Source organism: Rufibacter sp. LB8, from assembly GCF_014876185.1.
Classification (GTDB): domain Bacteria; phylum Bacteroidota; class Bacteroidia; order Cytophagales; family Hymenobacteraceae; genus Nibribacter.
In genome coordinates this window covers 1,832,084-1,850,288 of sequence record NZ_JADALJ010000001.1, presented here as the reverse complement: position 1 = coordinate 1,850,288, position 18,205 = coordinate 1,832,084, and the positions used below count along the sequence as shown (strand labels likewise).

The following is an 18,205-nucleotide window of genomic DNA, read 5'->3' as shown; positions in this document are numbered from 1 at the left end:
TTCCGGAAATGAGCCCGAAAACGGCTTTTAGAAAACCCTATCATTTGATTTAAACCAACGCACGTATTTGCCGCTTGAAAAGTATGCTGCTAGCCATGAAGGGCGTATCTTTGCAGCAACTTTGGCCGCTTGCCGCGGCCCAGGCATTTCAGAGACTTACCCACCCGTGACGGCCAACATTCAGAAGGATTTCTTTAAGCAACCCCGCCACCTTTCTGCTGCCAAGGCCGAACTGCTGCAGGCGTTTCTGCTGCATTGGGTAGCCGCCGTCACTAGTTCTGCGCCGGTGCCCAGTACAGTTGATTTGCTTCTGATTGATTTCCTGGCCAACCCCGGGCCAGACGAACTTTCTGAAGTGCCCGCGCTGGTGCTCAAATCTATTTTCCTGGAATCTGGCCCGCGCCGGGGCGTGGAGCGGCGTCTCTCGGCCTTTTTTTATGACGCCTCCAAAGTGGCCTTGCAGCGCACCAAACTGTTTATAGAAGCCGTGCCTCTGCTGGAAGAACTGCCGCGGCCACCCCTATTTCTTCAGACGCCTCAGGAACACGCCCTGCTGCAAGAATCTTTGGCTGCGCCGAATTCGGCCTTGATTATTTTAGATCCTTTTGCGGGCAAAGTCAGCCAGGAACTCTGGATTAACACCCTCAACCGGCCCGACACGCATTTTCTGGTGCTGCTGGAACCGTCCAAACTCAAGGCGGCGGTAAAGTCGGCAGTAGCGGGCAGCCCGGCGCAACAGTTTTTCGGGGAAACCTTGCCCGCGCTTCAGGGGAAAATGACGAACCCTGGTACGCCTTCGGCCAAAAAAGAACGGCTGTTGGTAGATGCTTTCCTGGGGAGGCTGGCCTTTTTTGATCTGGCGGGCACCAAGTTCCGGGTGAACCTGCCGGGCAAAGACGCCACGCACTTTTATGCGGTGTTTGTGTCTGCGCAGGAAGGGTTGCACGGCCAGTTCAAGGAAACACTGCTGCCTTACTCAGACGTGCAGGAAGACGGCGTGCCGCTCATGGGCGTTAACCTCAAACCGCTTAAACTGCTGGTGCCCGAGTACCACCAATACCTGGAGTTTTCACAGCATAAACTGGTAGAGGACTTACGCACCAGAGCAACAGATTTCCACAACCAACCGCTGGAAAAAATTTACCTGAGGCACCACCTGGGCACGCCCTACAGCAAACCCAATTACAAACTGGCCTATGAAACCCTCAAGGCCGAGGGCGCGGTCACGTTCCAGAACCCCAAGACCGCCCAGCTCATCCATAAACTCACCTTTGACTGCCGCATCAAATACGTGAAGTAAAAAGCCGTTTTCGGGCTCATTTCCAGAAATGAGCCCCAAAACGGAAATTTCTTCCCCCTGTTTTTCTAAGCCCATTCATTCTCTACCTTGCGGAGGCATCTATTTCTGTGTATTTGACCGCAACCGCCCATGCAACCGACAACCACTATAACTTCAGCGCCCGAGAAACCATCTTTCAAAGAGGCTTTTTTGTTTTGGCTCAAGCTGGGGTTCATCAGTTTTGGCGGACCGGCAGGACAAATTGGCATCATGCACACCTTTCTTGTGGAGCAGAAGCGCTGGGTGTCAGACAGTAGATTTCTGCACGCGCTCAATTACTGCATGCTGCTGCCTGGGCCCGAGGCCCAGCAATTGGCCACCTATCTGGGCTGGCTCATGCACGGTGTGCGGGGCGGGCTGGTGGCCGGTATTTTGTTTGTGTTGCCTTCGGTGTTCATTTTGTTGGGTTTAAGTGCGGTGTATGTGTCCTATGGGGCAATACCGTGGGTGGCGGCGCTTTTTTATGGGCTGAAACCGGCGGTGGTGGCCATTGTGGCGCTGGCTTTGGTCAAAATTGCGGGTAAATCGCTGAAGACCTGGCTGCATTATGCCACGGCGGTGCTCAGCTTTATTTTGATGTATTTCCTAAAGGTGCCGTTTCCGTTGATTATTCTGGGCGCGGTGGCTGTAGCGGTGGTGTTGCGCAAAATCTGGCCCTCGTTTTTTCAGGAGAAGCAGGAAACCACCCAACAGACCCAGAACGAGCAGAGTTATTACCTCAACGCCAACAGCCCGGTGGTGGGAGAAGGCGTTTCCTGGGGCCGAAGCCTTGTGCGTTTTCTGATCACGTTGGCGCTGTGGGCGGTACCGCTGGCCCTTTTCTATTTCTTCACCCGAAATTTTGCCTTCTGGCAGGAGCTCATTTCGTTTTTCACCAAGGCGGCGCTGGTCACGTTTGGCGGCGCCTATGCCGTGTTGCCCTACGCGGCCCAGGTGACCGTGGAAGAATTCCAGTGGCTTTCCAAAACCGAGATGATTGACGGCCTGGCCTTGGGCGAAACCACGCCTGGGCCCTTGATCATGGTGCTGGCTTTTGTGGGCTTCATGGCAGGCCACAACCAATACGGCGGCAACCTGGCCATGGGCGCGGTGGGTTTGTTCACTACCACGTTCTATACGTTTTTACCTTGTTTCTTTTTCATTCTGGCCGGCGCGCCGTTCATTGAGCGCACGCGCGGGAACCTGGCTTTAAAATCAATTTTAGGCCTGATAACGGCGGCGGTGGTAGGCGTTATTTTAAACCTCACGGTCTATTTTGGGGCGGCCGTGTTGTTCCCCGCTTCGGTTTCTGTGGATGGCCTTGACTATTTTGCCCTGGCCTGGATGGTGATATCGTTTGTGGCCATGTACCGCTTTAAAGTAGGCATGATCCCCTGGATTGGCATTAGCGCTATGGCCGGCTTAGGTCATTACTTACTACTCAACTAACCATTTCTTACCGGCTGAATTCTTCTGAAGAGGAAGGCGTTTTCCGTTTTCGGGCTCATTTCTGGAAATGAGCCCGAAAACGGAAATTTACTTTCTGGCGGCTTTTACTTGGCCGGGCGTGACCAGCGGCGCTTTGTTTCCCCAACTGTTCTGCACATAATTCATTACATCGGCAATTTCCTGGTCGGTGAGGAAGGCTTGGGCGGGCATCTCCAGGTCATACTTTTTGCCGTTTACTTTGATGGGGCCTCTGAGGCCGTGCACCACCACGTTGATGGCCCGCGTTTGGTCTTTCAAGAGGAAATCTGAGGGGGCCAGCGGTGGGAATGTGCCGGGCACACCTTCGCCTTTGGGCAGGTGGCAACTCTGGCAATTGGCCTGGTACACCCGTTCGCCGCGCTGCCGGCTGGCGGCCAGATCATTAGTTTGCAGGTCTAGCCAGGCCACGCCGGCCGTCATTAAAAATGCAGTGAAAAGTAGTTTCATCTTGTGGAAATGGTTTTTCGGATTTGGGGCTCATTTCTGAAAATGAGCCCCAAAACGGCAATTTAAATTTTTGGCCGCAGCCCGAAATGGAAGAAGTTATCACCGGTTTTCAATTCACGGATTTCCTACACCAGGCTGTCTTTGGCCAAAGGTAATTTTCTGATGCGTTTGCCGGTGGCGTTGTAAATGGCGTTCACAATGGCCGGCACCGCGCTGGGCGGCGAGAGTTCCCCAATCCCAAACGGACCATCTTCAGAAGACACAAAATGCACCTCAACCTCAGGGCATTCAGCATTGGTGAGCAGTTTGTTGTCATGAAAATTGCTGCGCAACGCCCGGCCCTTCTCCAATTCCATGCCGCCGTAGAGCAGAGCCGTGAGCGCCCAGACAATGCCGCCTTCTATCTGCGCCTTGACCAGATCTGGGTTCACCACGCGCCCGCAATCCACGGCCACCACCATTTTGTCAACGGAAAGCTGGCCGTTGGTCACGGTCACTTCAGCCACCTGGGCGCAGTAACTGTTGCCGTGCAGGTAGGGGTACACCGCCAACCCAACGCCTTTGCCTTTTTCACGTTTCTGGTGCCAGGTAGATTTACTCACCGCCAATTCCATCACTTGCCTAAGCCGTTTGGAACTGAGCGGAAACTGGTGCCCGACTTTTTCTTCGCGGTTTTCCTGCAGCAGTTCTTGTCTGAGCACGTAGGGGTCTTTGCCCACAAACGCGGCTATTTCATCCAGAAAACATTCCTGCCCAAAGCCCCAGGCATTGGCAATCACCGAGCGCCACGCACAGGACTGCACCGGGCTGTCGTCCTGAATGGTCTCAAAGTCAAACCGTTTGTTGGGGATGGCATACCCGTTCCACGAAATCTCGGGCCTGAACGGGAAGGCCGCGCCCCAGGTATAGCTCCGGAGTTCCTTGAAATACCACGCGTTCAATTTTTTATCGGCGGTGAGGCCTGCCTGGTAGCGGCTAAAGGAATAGCAGTGCCAGAAATTGTGCTGGAAATCATCTGCGCGGGTCCAGAGCATTTTGATGGGGATGTTCCCCGCCATTTTGGAGATATGTACCGCCTCCAGCGCCGGGTCTGGGTAATACCTTCGGCCAAACCCACCACCCGAGGGAAGCGTGTGGATTTTCACCTGGTCCTGGGGTAGTTTGAAATAAGCGGCCACTTCGCGGATCATCATGGGCGGCGCCTGGGTGCCCACCCAAATCTCGCAGCTGTCGCCCTGGTGGTGGGCAGTACAGTTGAGGGTTTCCAGCGATGCGTGCAACTGGTGCGGGTACACATATTCGGCGCTCAGGATACGATCATTCTGCTGCAAATCTGCGAAGGCGTGCGCATTGCCCACAAAGCCCGTGGGCTGGCTCTGGCGCGTGCTTTTCTCCTGCACCGTTTTCTCAAAGTCCTGCAAAGAGCGATTGCCGTGTGGGCCCAAATCCCAATCAAGAATCAGGGCGTCCCGGCCTTTTTTGGCGGCCCAGAAAGAATCGGCTACCACGGCCACACCCTCGCGCACGCTGAAGAAACCGTTGGGTTTGGCCCCGGCAATGGCGGTGGTGGTGACTACGTGGCGCACGCCTTTGATTTTGAGCGCTTTGCTGGCGTCATATTTTTCAAGTTTGCCCAGATGCACCGGACAGCGGGCCACTAAGGCGTACAGCATACCGGGCACTTCCACATCAATGCCATATTTGTAGGTGCCCGTTGCCACCTGCGCCGTGATTTTGTTGGGCAACGGTTGGCCTACCAACTGGAAATCAGTTTCTTTTTTAAGCGGCACCGTGGCGGGCAGGGGCAGCAGCGCGGCTTTGTCGGCTAGTTGGCCGTAGGTGAGTTGGGCACCGGTTAGTGTGTTGGTGAGGATGCCGTTCTGCGTTTTGATTTTCTCTGGCGCAATGCTCCATTCCTGCACGGCGGCCCGCACCAGCAGTTGCCGGGCGGTGGCTCCCATGCGGCGCAAAATCAGCCACATGTCCATGATGGTGGTGCTGCCGCCCGCGCTCATGCCGCCCATGTCATTGTTCTGGAAAACTTTGAGGTCGGCGTCAATGAATTCTACCTGCACCTTTTCCCAGTCGGCGTCCAGTTCCTCGGCCAGAATCATGGCCATGCCGGTGGCAATGCCCTGGCCCATTTCGTGCTTGCTGACCTGGAACAACACCTGGTTCTGCGACGTGATTTTCAGGAAGGCATTCAAGGCAAAAACATGGTTCACTTCGCGGTCCATCTTTTTAGCGGCCGCCGGAGAAAGCAAACTGGCCCAGGTGTTGGCGTGCAACAGCATGCCGCCGCCCGCCAGCGTGGAGGCCCTGATAAAATCTCGTCTTTTCATGGTTTGGTAGCGTTGAGTTCCTCTGAGGCCATTTTCACGGCTTTCCTGATCCGCAGGTAGGTGCCACAGCGGCAGAGATTTCGGCTCATGGCTTGTTTGATCTCATCTTCCGTGGGCGAGGGGTTTTCCTGCAGAAAGGCGCAGGCCGTCATGATCTGGCCCGCCTGGCAGTAGCCACATTGGGGCACGCTGCAGGTTTCCCAGCTTTTCTGCAGTGGGTGGTCTCCGGTGGGCCTAAGGCCTTCAATGGTGGTGATGGCCCGGTTGCCCACACCCGCCACGGGCATGGAGCAGGAGCGCACCGCCTGCCCGTCCAGCAGTACCGTGCAGGCGCCGCAGAGACCTTTGCCGCAACCGTACTTGGTGCCTTTCAGGTGCGCGAAATCACGCAGTGCCCAGAGCAGCGGCATGTCGGCCTCCACATCCAGCCGATAGGTTTTTTGATTGATCTGAACTACATACACCATAGCCCAAACATATTTGAATTATCGCCGGGGCGCTGGTAATTTATCCCAAACGTGGCAAGGGCCGGACACAAAACGCTTTTTCTGGTATGAACCCGGCCAAACCACGGAGCAAGCGCTCTTTGTAAGCCGCTAAAGTCATTTATATTTGCCCATGCACTTCACCAGAACTGAGATTTTGTGGCACGCCGCCGGATGGCTATTGTACTTGGCTGTGCGGGTGGCGTTTTTCCAGCTGTATCCCGGTGATCTGTGGTTCAGGGTGCAGATGGAATTGCTGGAACTGCCTTTGAAAATGGTGGCCTTTTACGTGGCGGTGTTCGTGCTAATCAAGCAGTTGTTGGCCCGCCGGAACTACGCGGCTTTGGCGGTGGCGGTGCCGGTGTATGTGCTGGCGGTGACGTTTCTGAACCGATTGGAGGATTTTTACTTATTGCCGGTACAACCCATCACCGCGCACCCCAGTGCCTTGGCCGCGCATACCTTTTGGGATGTGAAGGCCGCTTTCCTGAATTTGATTTACGTGTACCCCGTGGTGGGTTTGGGTATTTCTCTTTATCTGGTCAAAGATTGGCTGGCCACGCAGGTGAAAACCGAACGGTTGGCCCGGGAGAAAGCCGAGGCCGAATTGCAGAACCTCAAAAAACAGCTGCAGCCCCATTTTCTGTTCAACACGCTTAACAATCTGTACGCGCTCACGCTGAGCCAATCGGAGCAGGCGCCGGAGACGGTGTTGCGCCTCTCTGAAGTGTTGAGTTACATGACCTATGACTGCGAGCAGGACCTGGTGCCCTTGCAGAAAGAGTGGGAAATGGTGCAACACTACGTGGCCCTGGAAAAGTTGCGCCTGGGCGAGAAAGTGACAATTTCAATCTACGGAGTAGGAATGGAGCCGCAGCAGAAAGTGGCTCCATTGCTGCTGTTGCCGCTGGTGGAAAATGCGTTTAAACACGGAAACCGGTTGGGCAAGGCTTGGGTACGGTTGAATGCCCAGGTACAGCAGAACAGATTGACCTTCACCGTGGAAAACGACTTGCCTGCTTATACTATTGAAGAGAAAATATTTGCCTCCGGCGTGGGACTCACCAATCTGCGCAAGCGGTTAGAACTGCTTTATCCCAGATCCTTCGTCCTGAAAACCCAGAAAACAGACACCTATTTGGCCACCCTTCAACTCCCATTGGCATGAAACTTTTGACCTGTGTATTGGTAGATGACGAGCCCCTAGCCCTGGAGGTGCTCAAAACGCATTTGGGAAAGTTACCGCACGTGCACATGTTGGCTTCGTTTGATGATCCTTTTCAGGCCCTGCACTTCCTGCAGACCCAACCCGCGCCCGATGTGCTTTTTCTTGACATCACCATGCCCGGGCTCACCGGTTTTGAGTTGGCGCCGTTCCTGAAATCCTCTACCAACCTGATTTTCACCACCGCGCACCGAGAATTCGCGCTGCAGGGGTTTGAGCATGACGCCGTGGATTATCTGGTAAAACCGGTGTCGTTTGAGCGGCTGGCCAAGGCGGTGGCTAAAGTTGTGGGAAAATCTAGCAAACCATCGGCGGAGCCAGAAACTTTTCTTTACCTTAAGATTGACAAGGCCATGGTGAAAGTGAACGTGGCTGATATTGAGTACCTGGAAAGCCTTCGCAACTACGTCAAAATCAAAACCACCAGCCGTGAACTGGTGGGTTATTACAGCCTGACGTATCTGGAGGAGAAACTGCCCGCCCACCAATTTCTGCGGGTGCAGAAGTCCTTTATCATCAACCTGGCGCACGTGCAGAGTTTTACCGCCGAGCAGGTGACCGTGGGCCAGAAAGAGATTCCGTTGGGCCGGCAATACAAAGAGGACGTGCTGCGGTGGCTCCACCAGAAAAGCATTTGAAGGAACCTGGGTGTTCCGTTTTCGGGCTCATTTCTGGAAATGAGCCCGAAAACGGGTTTGCCCAGGCAAGACGCGCGGTTTGCTAGGCTAGGTCCGGTTTTTTGCCCAATTTTAGGCTCCATGCAATCGACATAACTATGACAGACCAGACCAATACTCCCAAGCCAGCCGTGCTGGAAAGCCAGACCCGCATCAGGTTTGACCATTGCGACCCCTTCGGGCATTTGAACAACAGCGCGTTTCTCAATTATTTCCAGAATGAGCGCGAAGACCAGGTGGAGGAAGCCTACGGGCTGGACATTCATGCGTTCTTTCGGAAGACCGGCCGCGCCTGGGTGGTGGGCCAGAACCAGATTGTGTACCTGCAGCCCGCCCGCGTGCGGGAACTAGTGACCATCAGGACCAGCATCAGGCAGGTGAGCGACACCAGCATGTTGGTGGAACACATTATGTTAGACGAGCACAGGCAGAAACTCAAAGCCATTCTCTGGACCAAGTTTGTATACATAGACGTGCGCAAAAGTGAGCGCGCCCAGCACGAGCCTGAACTCATGCAACTCTTTGACGAAGTGGTGGTGAAGGAAGAAACGCCCGCCTTGTTTGAAGACCGCGTAAAGCAGCTGCGCGACGAGATGAAACTCGCCAAGTAAGCGTTTAAATTTGACCTAAGGTGCGTGCGTTTTCGGGCTCATTTTCAGAAATGAGCCCGAAAACGCATTTTTTGTCCGCAGCGGTTCCTGCCGCTTTCTGCGTACCTTCACCTCGGTTAATTTCTATTCCAAAGTTTTCATCAGAAGTCTCCAATAGCCGGTATGCAGTCACGCGTTTTAGTAGCCTTCCTGTTTGTTTTGATGCCGATGTTGGCGCAGGCGCAGGGGCTTTTCCTCAAGGGGCAGGTGATCCATAGTCAGACCAAGGCGCCGCTGGCGTTCGCGAGCATCGCGGTGAAAGGCAGCCAGGTGGGCACTACCTCAGACATCAACGGGAATTTCAGTTTGCGCTTGGCCGGTACTAGTTGCGCCTTGGAAGTGAGTTCGGTGGGGTTTGAGAAGGCGGAAGTGGCGTGCGGCAGCTTTACGCCCGGGGAAGTGCGTGTCATTCTGCTGCAGGAAAAAGCTACCGGTTTGCAGGAAGTGGTGGTCAGGCCCGGCCAGAACCCGGCGCACAGGATTATCCGGCAGGCGGTGCAGCACAAGGCGCGGCATGACCCGGAACAATTGCCCGCCTTTCAATACAATTCCTACAACAAAACAGTGGCCACGCTCAAGGGCTTCAACCCCGATGCTCTGGACCTGGATTCATCTTCCTCTTCGGAAGGCAGCCTGTTTAAAAAGAGCCATTTGTTCGTGAGTGAGTCCTACACGTTGCGCAGTTTTCTGGCGCCCAACCACACCAAGGAAATAGTGCTGGCCAACAAAATGACCGGCTACAAAGACCCCATTCTGGCCATGGTGGGCACCGATTTTCAGCCGTTTTCTTTTTACCAGGACCAGGTCACCTTCTTTGACCAGCATTTTTTGAACCCCCTGAGCGCGGGCAGCCTGAAGAAATATGACTTCTATTTGGAAGAGACGTTGGTGCGCGGGCAAGACACCACCTTTTTGATTTCATACGCGCCGCTGCCGGGCAAGAACATAGCCGGCCTCCAAGGCGTGCTGGCTATTTCATCAGATGGGTTCGCCATTGAGAACGTGACCGCAGAGCCCGCCGCCCAAGACTTGCTGGTGAAATTCAGGATTCAGCAGAAATACCGGCGCGTGCAAGGCCGTTGGTTTCCAGACCAGTTGCATTTGGTGGCGGGCTTCACGCAGTACAAACTAGGTGGCGGCAACCTGGTGCTCACCACCAAAAGTTACCTGAGCAATGTGCAATTGTCGCCCGCGCTGCAGAAAAAAGATTTCAACCACGTCAAAACCCAGATGGCGCCGCTGGCCAACCGTCAGCCCGAAGCGGTCTGGCAACAGTACCGAGCAGATTCACTGAATGTGCTGGAGCAGAACACATACCGGCTCTATGATTCTCTGGGGACTGGCACCCTCAATCTGCTCAATACCTACATGCACGTGATAGAGGGGCTGGTGCTCAACCGTTACAAACTGGGCAAGGTAGACCTTATTCCCAGCCGCTTGTTTTCCTTTAATACTTACGAGCAATACCGCCTGGGCCTGGGCCTGCAAACGAACGAGGACTTCTCAAAAATCCTGCAACTGGGCGGATACGTGGCCTATGGTACCGGTGACCATGCCCTAAAGTACGGCGGAAATCTGGGGTTAAACCTGCACCGTCAGGCTGAGGCGGTGCTGGAACTGCGCTACCAGCAAGACGTATCAGAGCCCGGTTCTGTGGCTTTTTTTCAGGAACACCAATTGCCCTTGAGCCAGGAAAGTCTGGGCGATTTTATTATCTCAAGAATGGACCGCGTGGAGCAATTACAGGCAACACTAAAATTCAGAGTGTTCAAGTATTTGCAGGTGCGCACCTCACTCACCCAGGAAGCCCGAAACCCCGGGTACGCCTACCGGTTTGCCAATCCGGCGGGAGATGACGGCCAACCGAACCCAGATTTCCAGACGGTAGAAGCGGGCATTGGGTTAAGGCTGGCGGTGCAGGAACGGTACACCCAGATTGGCCGAGGCGCGGTGGTGCTTAAACCCAGTTTTCCGGTGTTTACGTTTTACTACGGCCGCGGGCTTGACGGTTTTGCTGACCGCGGCGAATTTGCCTACCACCGGCTGGCGCTTAAAGTGGACCACGCATTTTACCTCCGGAACATGGGCAGCACCGAGGTGCAATTGGCGGCCGGTATGATCACGGGCACCCTGCCCTACCCATATCTGAACAACGGCCACGGCAGCCGCACCGGCTCTTTCCTGGGCGATTTGTTTATTCCTAACCGGTTCCAGACCATGGCCTTGTATGAATTTGCCGCTAACCGCTACGCCTACTTTTTCCTGACCCATAACTTCGGGAAACTGCTGTACAAAGGACAGAACAAATACTTTCAGCCGGAGCTGGTGTTCACGCAGAATGTGGGTTTCGGGCAGTTGAAAAACATGGGACAACATGAAGGTATTTCGTTCAAAACCATGGAAAAAGGCTTTTTTGAGTCGGGCCTCAGCGTGGATAACCTGGTGCGGTTCCCGTACCTGAACGTGTATTACCTGGGCCTGGGCGCGGGCGTGTTCTATAGATATGGTGAATATGCGGTAGCTAGGCAACTTGATAACTTCGCCCTCAAAGCCACGTTCTCGTTTTCGTTTTAAGATGTGAAAGTGTGGGTTGCCGTTTTAGGCTTCGTTTTCAGAAATGAGCCCGAAAACGGGAATTTGTTCTTTAAAAGTCAGGCATTCCTAATCCGTACGGACAGGGCTTTACCTGTCTTATGCATTTCAAAGTCACGCTTTCCCGGTGGGGGGGGCTTTTTTGCATCATGGCCGACAGATTGCTTCGGCCACCGTTCAGGACAGGTCAAGCCCTGTCCGTACATTTTTACGGGAATGTTTATTTCCTGAAAGTGAAATTCCTGTTTTGGGGCTCATTTCCATAAACCAACCTATCAAGCCAAGATTAACTGTTATTGCTTCTTGAAGATGATTCTCCCGCCCGACGTGTGGGCGTTGAATTCGGGCGCGTACATGCTCTGGATGGTGGTGATGCCCGTGGCGAAGTCACCGGCGTGGGCCACGCGCAACTTGTATTCAAACACATAGTTACCGGTGCCCAAGCGGCTGATGAAAAAGTTGGTGGACGCATCTCTGGTAGACTGGTAATAAGACAAACCGTCCTGGAACCTTCGGCCTGAGAGGGCGTCTACGGGTTCTGTGCCGGCGGGACGAAGGTCTTTCAGGTGAATGTATTCAAACTCCCGGTCGGCCTGCAGGTACACCACAACTTTGATCAGGTCGCCTACCTTGGGTGGGTTTTCCTTGTTGATGGGTTTGAGAATGTCGCGGCCGTTGGTGGTTTCCTGTACAAAATATTGGCGCGTGAGTTTCAGTTGGCCTTCAGCGGAAGTGACTTTGTCAGATTGCTCCAGGTACTGCCAGTACAAAGCGCCCCAGCTAGGCGTGGTTCCTTGGTTGGTGATGGCCACGTTGCCTAATTTGGGCGTGATTTCCTGCTTGGCCCAGCTGGTTTTGAGGTAGCCAGAGCCTGAGGAACGTTTAAGGTCTGGGGCCAGAGATTCCAGGGATTTTCCGCCTAAAGTAATGGCACTGGTGTTGTTTTCGGCGGAAACCCAATCTTCGCCGCGCAAAAGTAGGGCGTAGCAGGCGGCGGCGGTGGCTTTGGTGGTCTGCCAGTGGTTGGTTTGTTTATTTCTCAGGAGCCAAAGTTTCATCTCAGCTAAGTGTTTGGGGTCTGCCTGGGCCTCGGTGAACAGTTCAATCAAGAGCACCTGCGTTTCAACGGGGGCCTGGTTCCAAAAATAACCGCGTTGGTTCTGTGGCCAATACAGGCCCAATTCCTCAGAAGCTTGACTTCTTTCCAGCAATGATTTGATGATTTTCTGGGTAAGCTCCGGTTTCCCGAACCGCTGCATGGTAAGCGCCAGCAATCCTTGTTCATAAATGCTCTGTGAAAGCCAATCTTGCTGGGCCACCACTTGAAACGCCTGCCACGCTTTTTGCAATTCCTGGGAAAGCGGCGTTGCCGTAAAGTAACTGCGCGTGTACCAGGCATGAATTTGGGTGGCGCTCAGTTCTTGTTTGGCAATTGGGAGGTTCACTTGGTTCTGGTAATCGTCTAGTAATTTTATGTCAAGGAATGAAAGGCCTCGAGTTTTGATTTTAGAGAGACTTCTTTCTGTTGAATTCACCACCCCTAGCTTCTCCAGTTGCCCAATGCCCGCCAGAATATGATGACTAATGTAGCGGTCTGGGTACAGGCCGGCAAACCACGGGAAACTGCCGTCGGCGAACTGCATCTCTTCCAGTTTGGCCAGGTTGGCGGTCAGTTCGTTTTCCATTTTGTTGAAGTCGAAGAGCAGGGCAATGCGTTTCTGCTGCTCGCCTTGCGTTCTGGCATCACGGAGCCAGGGCGTTTCGGCCAGCAGGGTTTGCTTCAGTTCTGGGTTTTTCTCCAGGTTAGAAAGCAGTTCCTGGCTGTTGGCGGCTTTCCATTGGTCAAATACCTTTTTGATGATGGGCGATTTCTTAACAATATGGGCCGCCACGCTGTTGGCATACACCCGGCTGAAGGTTTGCTCGGCGCATTCATAGGGGTACTCCATTAAATATGGCAAGGCCTGCACCGCCGACCACACCGGGTTCTGAGTGTATTCAAAGGTGAGGGTTTGGCTTTTGAGCGTGGTGCTTTTCTGGTTGGCCAGTTTCTGCAAGGTGAAAATTTTGGTTTGTCCGGGTCTTACCAGCAAGGGCAAGGTTTCGGTGACCAGAATGGAATTGGAGAGCACTGGCACCGTGTTTTCTTCACCGTCAGAAAAATCTTTGGCTTGCGCGGTGATGCGGTAGGTGAGGGCTTCCAGATTGCTGGGCACCACCAGTTGAAAGTAAGCCGGCGTGGTAGAAGCGGCCGCCACCGTGAATTTCTGCTCTCCGGTAGTTTGGTTTTGGAAAAGGTTGACGGGTTGATTAGTGAAGGCATTAAAAAATTGGAGGCTTACGTTGCCCGTGAGATTTTCGCTGGAAAGGTTCACAATTCTAGCCGAAACGGTGATGGTGTCGCCTTCACGCAGGAAGCGGGGCAGGTACGGGCTCACCATCAAGAGTTTCTGGGTCATGACCTGACCTTCCAGCAAGCCCCATTCCAGTTTTTTGGTGTGCGCCAGGCCTTTGAATTGCCACAAAGTCAAGGCCTCCGGCACCGTGAATTCCAGACTGATGTTTCCTTTTCTGTCAGTTTGCAGGTGCGGGTAAAAGAAGGCTGTTTCCTGAAAATTCTTTCTCAGGGTGATGGGTTGTCCCTGTAGTTTTTCAGTGGTGGCAGACGTTTTAGAGGGAGTGATTTTTACGCCTTCCGCAATAGCTTGCAACAAATTGTCTTCTGACATTGACCGAGAACCATAGATTGCGGAGGAAACAGTAGAAACAGAACCAGTGACTTCTCTTCTTTCCTGTACGCCATAACCTGTCACTACCACTTCGCTTAATGCATTTGTGTCTGCCTGAAGGTGTATATTATAACTTCCAGCCTTCGTGATTTTGAAATCTTCTGAATTATATCCAATAAAAGCAAACTCCAAGACTCCGTTTACGGGCACTTTTATCCTGAAGAAGCCTTTTGAATTAGAGAAGGTGGTGATGTTGGTGCCTTTCAAGGTGACCGTTACACCGGGCATGGTCTCTTTGGTCTGTTTGTCTAGGATATAGCCAGTGACCTCCACACCGTTTTTGATTTGGGCGGCGTTTTCTTTGTAGGTTTCCTCCAGGCTTCTGTCAGAATTCTCGGTTTCTATCTTTCGTTTTACCCTATTCAAATACTCATGGTAAGCCTGGTTGTAGCCGCCAAAATAGCTGTAGCCAAAATAATGGAGTTGTTCGTAGTTTCTAGTGACAATAGGCGTGAATATTCTAATTTCTTGCAGACTTTGTGAGACAGACGGTTTTACAAATTGCCCTCTAGCCCAGGTAAAGTATTGGGTTCTTTCATGGGCAGTTCCGTCAGTGAATTTTCTGTACCAGTCCATCCCGAACCTGTCTTCAGTTCCCAGAATTTTGTCTAGAGAAGCGTCATACAAGGTGGCCACCATTTCAGCGGCGGCGGTTTTGTCTTTGACATCTGAAATGCGAAGTTTCCAGGTTTCTTTCTGGCCGGGCAACAGCTTGTTCCTAAATGTGCTGAAGGTCAAGGCCAGGCTGGGGTCTGCCTTGTTTGGGTTGAGTTTATGCAGGGCAGTGTACACGCGGTTGTCTTGCACCATTAAAAACTGCACCTGCACGTTGGTACCGTAAGTTTTCTGAATGGGCACTTCCACCAGTTTTTGTTTGCCGCCCGTTTGGAGCCATTCAGAAGATTCTAGCGTGGGACCGTTATACACTTCCATCAGCACATGGCTGGGGCCGGCACCCACTAAAAACTCGGCCTTGTCCCCGGTCTCAGCGGTAACTTTCACGGGAATTACCCAATCTTTCAATTCGGCTACCTGGTGGTTTTTGGGCGAAACCAAGGTAATGTAATCCTTCATTGAAACGGTGTCGCCAGTGAGCGAAGTGCCCTGCACGTGAACCAGGTACACGCCTGCTTCTGTTTTTGAGGGCAAGGCTGCTTTAAACACCGCTGGGTACGTGGCCGTGCCTATGAGCGTCTGGGAAAGTAGTTTTTGTTTGATGGGCCAGGAATAGTATTCATTTTCCTGCGGGGCGTACGTAGGGAAGCTCTTCTCAAACTCACCCTTTTGCCAAGCCTGTGTGGTGGGAAAATTCCAGAGCCGGTTCTTGTAAAGTTTCTCCGGGCTTTTCAGTTGGTAAACGTCTACGGTAATTGTTCCGGCTTGCAGTTCCTGGTTGAGATTGGTCATCCGCACGAAGGTGGTAAGAGAGTCCGGCAGCAAAATCCGGTCGGGGAGGTACATAGAAAGGTTTAAAGCTTTCTGGCCAATTAGCACGGCGGTATATTGGCTCTGAGTTTCACCAGAGGCGTCAGTGGCAGTAGCGCTGATTGAATAAACATATTGTTGTTCCGGTGGGTCTGCAACCAATTCAGCATACGCTTTAAAATTAACCTTGAACTCACCCTGGGTATCGGCAGTCACATGACCAGATTGAAGTAGTAGAGTTTCGGATTGATAGCTCCTTTTGTTGCGGGGGTTATTATAATAAGCTGGATTATAGACAGATTCCCGCACCACTTTGTACTGCACCTTGGCGCCAGTGAGCCCATAGCCCGCATAAGCCGCCACTTTGCCCGTTACCTGCACAGAATCATTGAAACGGTGAATGGTTTTAACGGGGTCAAAGCTGATTTGGAACGAAGGTCGCTTGTATTCCTCCACTCGCACTTCCAACGATTCATTGTCAACTTCCAAGGTTAGGACGCCAGTTAACACCGAAACAGGAATCTGGAAAGAACCGCTGAACGACCCGTATTCATTAGTTTTGAGTTCAAGCGTGCCAAGGGTTTCATCGTTATCATCCAGCAGCTCCACTTCCATCTCCCCATTGGTCACTAACTCAGTCTTGCCGTTGACTTTCCTGACCTGAATGCCTTTGAAGTAGAGGGTTTGGCCAGGACGATAAATCTGGCGGTCGGTGAAAAGGATGGTGTTTTCAATTATTTTGGAATCGTTGTCTCTTGCGTTGTCATTCCAGTAATAATATTCATTCAGGGCAAGATAGTGGTCCTTGCCCGCCGTTAACCAGAAAGATAAGTTGTTGTGTTTTCTGTCTTTGTTGAATAAGATTTTACCCTGGGTGTCAGTGAATCCTTCGCCCAATAAGATTCTTTGCCGGGTTCCGTTATTCCATTCCTGGGCTTCGGCTACCACTTTTACCTGGGCCAGGGGTTTGCCGGTTTGGCGGTGCATGACGCGTACTTCCTGCTGGCCGTCTGGGTTGGTTCTGCTGGAGAAGGCCAGGTCAGTCACAGTAAACAAATTGATTTCCTGCAAACTTGGCTCAGGCTGAGTACCGCCCTGCAGTAGCACCGCATACATTCCTAAGGGCAAGGCCTCTATTTTAAATTCTGAAATCTGAGGTTTGTGGTTGCCGGGGTTAGGTAGGGCAATCTGTTGTTGCTGATTGGGTTTCAGTGGGGCAAGAAGCGCGTGTAATTCTGCGCGGGCGCTTTGGCCGTTATCCCCGGAACCGTACCTGGTGAGCCTTCGGCGTATTTCCTGTATTTGGGTAAATTGCGCTTCTGTAAGTGGGTAAACGGTAAACCGGGCGGAGTTTAGGTTCTGGTAAGTAGCCTGGGCCAAAATAGGACCCTGCGCAGGCACCACATCTTCCACTTTGAATTCAATGGATTTCTTCAGGATTTCCTGTTGGCTGGCAGCGGCGTTCTGTCCGCCCACGCTGGCCGGGAATTTGGCAATAGCCGTGTTGAAATACGTTAACGCAGTGACCAGGCTGTCTTTGGTTTGGTAATATTTTCCCAACAGATACGCGGCATCGGCGGTTAAGGGGCTGCGGGAGAAAGTGCTGGAAATTTCTTTCAGGCGCGTGGTGTATAGGTGGCCTTGGCCCAGAAAGGAGTTTTGCTTCAGTAACATTTCCAGGCGTTTCAACTCCAGGTCTGCCAGGGCTTCCTGGTTGTTTTGGGTGAGATGGAATTGGGTGGCTTGCTGCAACAACCGCAGGCCCAGGTACAGATTGGCGGTGGTGTCTTGGGTTGGCAATTTCAGGCGGGCAAAGGTTGCACTGCTGCCAAAATAAGCCGGGTCATTGAGTTTGAAATCATTAGCCGCCTTGGGTAAATCAGACTCGGGGTTCAGGTAAAAGTCCAGGGCGCGGTGGGCCAGCAAATCATACAAGGTGGGGCGATGGGGGCGGGTGGTGCGGTCACCTTCCAGCGCAACGCCCAGCACGGTGATGGGCGTCTGCTGCAGAGGTTTCTGGTCTTGCAGGGCCAACTGGTGCTGCGTGGCAATCTGCTCCAGCATGGTGCGCAAATCCCACTGCGTGAAGTCTGGGCTGGGCACGGCCAGCTGGCTGCGCTGCCTGAATTGGTACCGGTTTTGTTCATAGTATTTCTGGTACATTTCGGCCAAGACCGACTGCAGCACGGGTTTCACGGGGAAAGAAGCGGCGGCAATATCTTTCTGCATTTGCTGAATAATGGGGACCATGGCTTTCTCCTCCAGAAAAGATAGGAACGTGAGCCGGTAAAATGTAGCTTTCAACTGACCACCGGTGTTTTTGTTCTTGCGGTACAGTTGGTCTAGCTTGTTCACTTCGGGTAAGGCAGATTTGGGCAGGCCTTCGGCGGCCAGGGAGTCAATTTTGTATTCCAGGGCTTTGATGGCGCTGGTCTGCCCCTTTGCGGTCAGGCAACAGAAAGCCAATAGAAATGCCAGCAAAAGGGAACGCATTTTAAGCAGGGGAGACAACGTTAGGGAAAGGCTAGGGGCTTGCATCAACTGGAAGTAAGGGCTCACAAAGACGGTAGAATCTTCTCAAGATAGCAATTCCATTTATTTCGCCCGCATGTGTAGCGTTGAACCGCTATCTGTTTATAAGTTATTGGTTCCGTTTTTGGCTTCGTTTCCAGAAATGAGCCCGGAAACGGGAAATCACTTTTAGGATGGATAAAGTGTGGATTATCCTGACCTTTAGATTCTGCAATCCTGAAAGAAAGTTGATGCT

At 52.8% G+C, this 18,205-nt stretch carries 10 protein-coding genes; 6 read left to right on the top strand and 4 right to left on the bottom strand.

All coding sequences use genetic code 11. The features are described from left to right. The first annotated feature begins 67 nt into the window (after positions 1–67). Together IMY23_RS07875 and chrA are read left to right on the top strand one after the other, a co-directional pair. Positions 68–1,300, top strand: coding sequence for a hypothetical protein (locus tag IMY23_RS07875; RefSeq protein ID WP_192821553.1), 1,233 nt, complete (start codon positions 68–70; stop codon positions 1,298–1,300). Between the two features lie 129 nt (positions 1,301–1,429). Continuing rightward, entirely contained in the window at positions 1,430–2,767 is a 1,338-nt protein-coding gene (gene chrA / locus IMY23_RS07870; protein ID WP_192821552.1) for a chromate efflux transporter, read from the top strand. 87 nt (positions 2,768–2,854) lie between these two features. Here the strand turns inward: chrA and IMY23_RS07865 are convergent, their stop codons facing one another. The 3 genes from IMY23_RS07865 to IMY23_RS07855 all read right to left on the bottom strand — a co-directional run bounded on the left by IMY23_RS07865 (position 2,855) and on the right by IMY23_RS07855 (position 6,062). After that, positions 2,855–3,253 carry a cytochrome c gene (locus IMY23_RS07865; protein WP_192821551.1) on the bottom strand — a complete coding sequence of 133 codons (399 nt, stop codon included), beginning with the start codon at positions 3,251–3,253 and terminating at the stop codon, positions 2,855–2,857. Between the two features lie 125 nt (positions 3,254–3,378). Beyond that, a complete protein-coding gene (locus IMY23_RS07860) occupies positions 3,379–5,595 on the bottom strand; it encodes a xanthine dehydrogenase family protein molybdopterin-binding subunit (protein WP_192821550.1) in 2,217 nt (738 codons plus the stop codon). Further along, the gene (locus IMY23_RS07855) at positions 5,592–6,062 is read right to left on the bottom strand and encodes a (2Fe-2S)-binding protein (RefSeq protein WP_225986449.1); all 471 of its coding nucleotides are present in this window, start codon (positions 6,060–6,062) and stop codon (positions 5,592–5,594) included. Before IMY23_RS07855 ends, IMY23_RS07860 begins: the two co-directional genes overlap by 4 nt. A 151-nt stretch (positions 6,063–6,213) precedes the next feature. Here IMY23_RS07855 and IMY23_RS07850 point away from each other — a divergent pair, with 151 nt between their 5' ends. The 4 genes from IMY23_RS07850 to IMY23_RS07835 all read left to right on the top strand — a co-directional run bounded on the left by IMY23_RS07850 (position 6,214) and on the right by IMY23_RS07835 (position 11,206). Continuing rightward, positions 6,214–7,248, top strand: coding sequence for a sensor histidine kinase (locus IMY23_RS07850; RefSeq protein WP_192821549.1), 1,035 nt, complete (start codon positions 6,214–6,216; stop codon positions 7,246–7,248). Beyond that, positions 7,245–7,943 carry a LytTR family DNA-binding domain-containing protein gene (locus tag IMY23_RS07845; protein WP_192821548.1) on the top strand — a complete coding sequence of 233 codons (699 nt, stop codon included), beginning with the start codon at positions 7,245–7,247 and terminating at the stop codon, positions 7,941–7,943. The genes IMY23_RS07850 and IMY23_RS07845 overlap by 4 nt, the downstream gene beginning before the upstream one ends. Positions 7,944–8,080: 137 nt before the next feature. Next, positions 8,081–8,593 (top strand): thioesterase family protein, encoded by a 513-nt coding sequence (locus tag IMY23_RS07840; protein ID WP_192821547.1) that lies wholly within the window; start codon positions 8,081–8,083, stop codon positions 8,591–8,593. A gap of 162 nt (positions 8,594–8,755) precedes the next feature. Beyond that, positions 8,756–11,206 carry a DUF5686 and carboxypeptidase-like regulatory domain-containing protein gene (locus IMY23_RS07835; RefSeq protein ID WP_192821546.1) on the top strand — a complete coding sequence of 817 codons (2,451 nt, stop codon included), beginning with the start codon at positions 8,756–8,758 and terminating at the stop codon, positions 11,204–11,206. 311 nt (positions 11,207–11,517) lie between these two features. Here IMY23_RS07835 and IMY23_RS07830 read toward each other — a convergent pair whose 3' ends face one another. After that, positions 11,518–17,931, bottom strand: a complete 6,414-nt coding sequence (locus tag IMY23_RS07830; protein ID WP_192821545.1) for an alpha-2-macroglobulin — start codon at positions 17,929–17,931, stop codon at positions 11,518–11,520. Positions 17,932–18,205 lie beyond the last annotated feature (274 nt).